The following is a 2,309-nucleotide window of genomic DNA, read 5'->3' as shown; positions in this document are numbered from 1 at the left end:
CCGTGGGCGACGCGCCACACGACCGCCTCGTGGCGGCCGTGGCGCAGCATGTAGGCCAACCCCGCCGTCCAGGCGAGGACCACCAGGACGAGCAGGGTGACACCAAGCAACTGGTAGACGGAGACGTGCTCAGGCATGCTCCCCAGTAGACACCACGGTCCGGGACTTTGGCCCCGGACCGTGACGTATCTCGCAGGTGCCGTGAACACCTCACGGCCGCCCCAAAGGGGGCAGATGCTATGCGGCGACCGGCTGCTTGGCCTCCGCCTGGGCGGCGGGCGCCGCGGTGGGCGCCGTCCCCGCGACCGGCTTGCGCATGCTCTTCAACACGACCACCAGGGCGGTCGTGACGCACACACCGGCCGCGATGGCGATCAGGTAGAGGAACGGGCTGCCGATCAGCGGGACCACGAAGATGCCGCCGTGCGGGGCGCGCAGGGTGGCGCCGAAGGCCATCGACAGGGCGCCGGTGACCGCGCCGCCCGCCATGGAGGCCGGGATGACCCGCAGCGGGTCGGCCGCCGCGAACGGGATCGCCCCCTCGGAGATGAAGGACGCGCCCAGGACCCAGGCGGCCTTGCCGTTCTCGCGCTCGGTCTCCGTGAAGAGCTTCTTGCGGACGGTGGTGGCCAGCGCCATGCCCAGCGGCGGGACCATGCCCGCGGCCATCACGGCGGCCATGACCTTCATCGCGGAGTCGCTCGGGGCCTGTACGGCGATGCCGGCGGTGGCGAAGGCGTAGGCGACCTTGTTGACCGGGCCGCCGAGGTCGAAGCACATCATCAGGCCGAGGAGGACGCCGAGCAGGACGGCGTTGGCGCCGGAGAGGCCGTTGAGCCAGTCCGTCATGCCCTTCTGCGCCTCGGCGATGGGCTTGCCGATCACCACGAACATCAGGAAGCCGACGACCAGTGAGGAGATCAGCGGGATCACCACCACCGGCATGATGCCGCGCAGCACCGGCGGGATCTTGATCCGCTGGATCGAGAGGACCACGGCGCCCGCCAGCAGACCGGCGACCAGACCGCCGAGGAAGCCCGCCGCGATGTTGGAGGCGATCATTCCGCCGACGAAGCCGGGGACCAGGCCGGGGCGGTCCGCCATGCCGTAGGCGATGTACCCGGCGAGGACCGGGATGAGGAAGCCGAAGGCGACCTGGCCGATCTGGAACAGCAGGGCGCCCCAGCTGTCGATCTCGGTCCAGGAGAAGTGCTTCATGACCGAGGGCGCGCTCGCGATCTGCCAACCGCCGATCGCGAAGCCGAGGGCGAGCAGCAGACCGCCCGCGGCGACGAAGGGGACCATGTAACTCACGCCGGTCATCAGCCACTTGCGGAGCTTGGTGCCGTAGCTGTCGCCGGACTCGCCGGCCCGCTCGACCGGCGTCCCGCCCCCGGCGGCGCCCGCCGTCACCTCACCGCGCGCGGCCTTCCCGCGGACCTCGGTGATGAGTTCGGCGGGCCGGTTGATGCCCGCCTTCACACCGACGTCGACGGTGGGCTTGCCGGCGAAACGGTCCTTCTCGCGTACGGGGACGTCGTGCGCGAAGATCACGCCGTCCGCCGCCGCGATGACCGCCGCGTCGAGCCGCTCGAAGCCGGCCGAGCCCTGCGTCTCCACGACGAGTTCGACGCCCGCCTCGCGCCCGGCGTTCTCCAGCGACTCGGCCGCCATGTAGGTGTGGGCGATACCGGTCGGGCAGGAGGTGACGGCGACGATCCGGAAGGGGGCCTCGGGAGCGTCGGGAGCCTCGGGGGAGGTTTCGGCCGTTGCGGCATCGGCGGAGGCCGCCGCCGATGCCGCAACGGAGTCTTCGGTGGCGCCCTCGGCGGGCGCCTCGTCGCCGCGGATCAGCGCCGCCGCGTCCCGCGCGCTCCCGGCGGACCGCAGCGCGTCCGTGAACTCGGTGTTCATCAGCTGCCGCGCGAGGGAGGACAGGATCGTCAGGTGGGCGTCGTCCGCGCCGGCCGGTGCGGCGATCAGGAAGATCAGGTCGGCGGGTCCGTCCGGGGCGCCGAAGTCGATGCCGGCGGCGCTGCGCCCGAAGGCGAGCGTCGGCTCGGTGACGTGTTCGCTGCGGCAGTGCGGGATGCCGATGCCGCCGTCGAGGCCGGTCGGCATCTGTGCCTCGCGGGCGGCCACGTCGGCGAGGAAGCCCTCCAGGTCGGTCACCCGGCCCAGGGCGACCATGCGCTCGGCGAGGGCACGGGCCGCCGCTTCCTTGGTGTCGGCGGACAGGTCGAGATCGACCAGGTCCGCGGTGATCATGTCGCTCATCGCGGGCTCCTTCGCACGCGTATCGCCCGGGG

1 protein-coding gene is annotated in these 2,309 nt (G+C 72.0%); it reads right to left on the bottom strand.

Features of this window, described 5'->3' with window-relative positions:
• Window positions 1-237: 237 nt before the first annotated feature.
• Window positions 238-2,277 carry a fructose-specific PTS transporter subunit EIIC gene (locus EHS43_RS42955; RefSeq protein WP_125195873.1) on the bottom strand — a complete coding sequence of 680 codons (2,040 nt, stop codon included), beginning with the start codon at window positions 2,275-2,277 and terminating at the stop codon, window positions 238-240.
• Window positions 2,278-2,309: the final 32 nt, after the last annotated feature.

The sequence above is a fragment of the Streptomyces sp. RP5T genome, from assembly GCF_003933965.1.
GTDB lineage: Bacteria > Actinomycetota > Actinomycetes > Streptomycetales > Streptomycetaceae > Streptomyces.
This window is presented reverse-complemented; position numbering and strand designations above follow the sequence as displayed.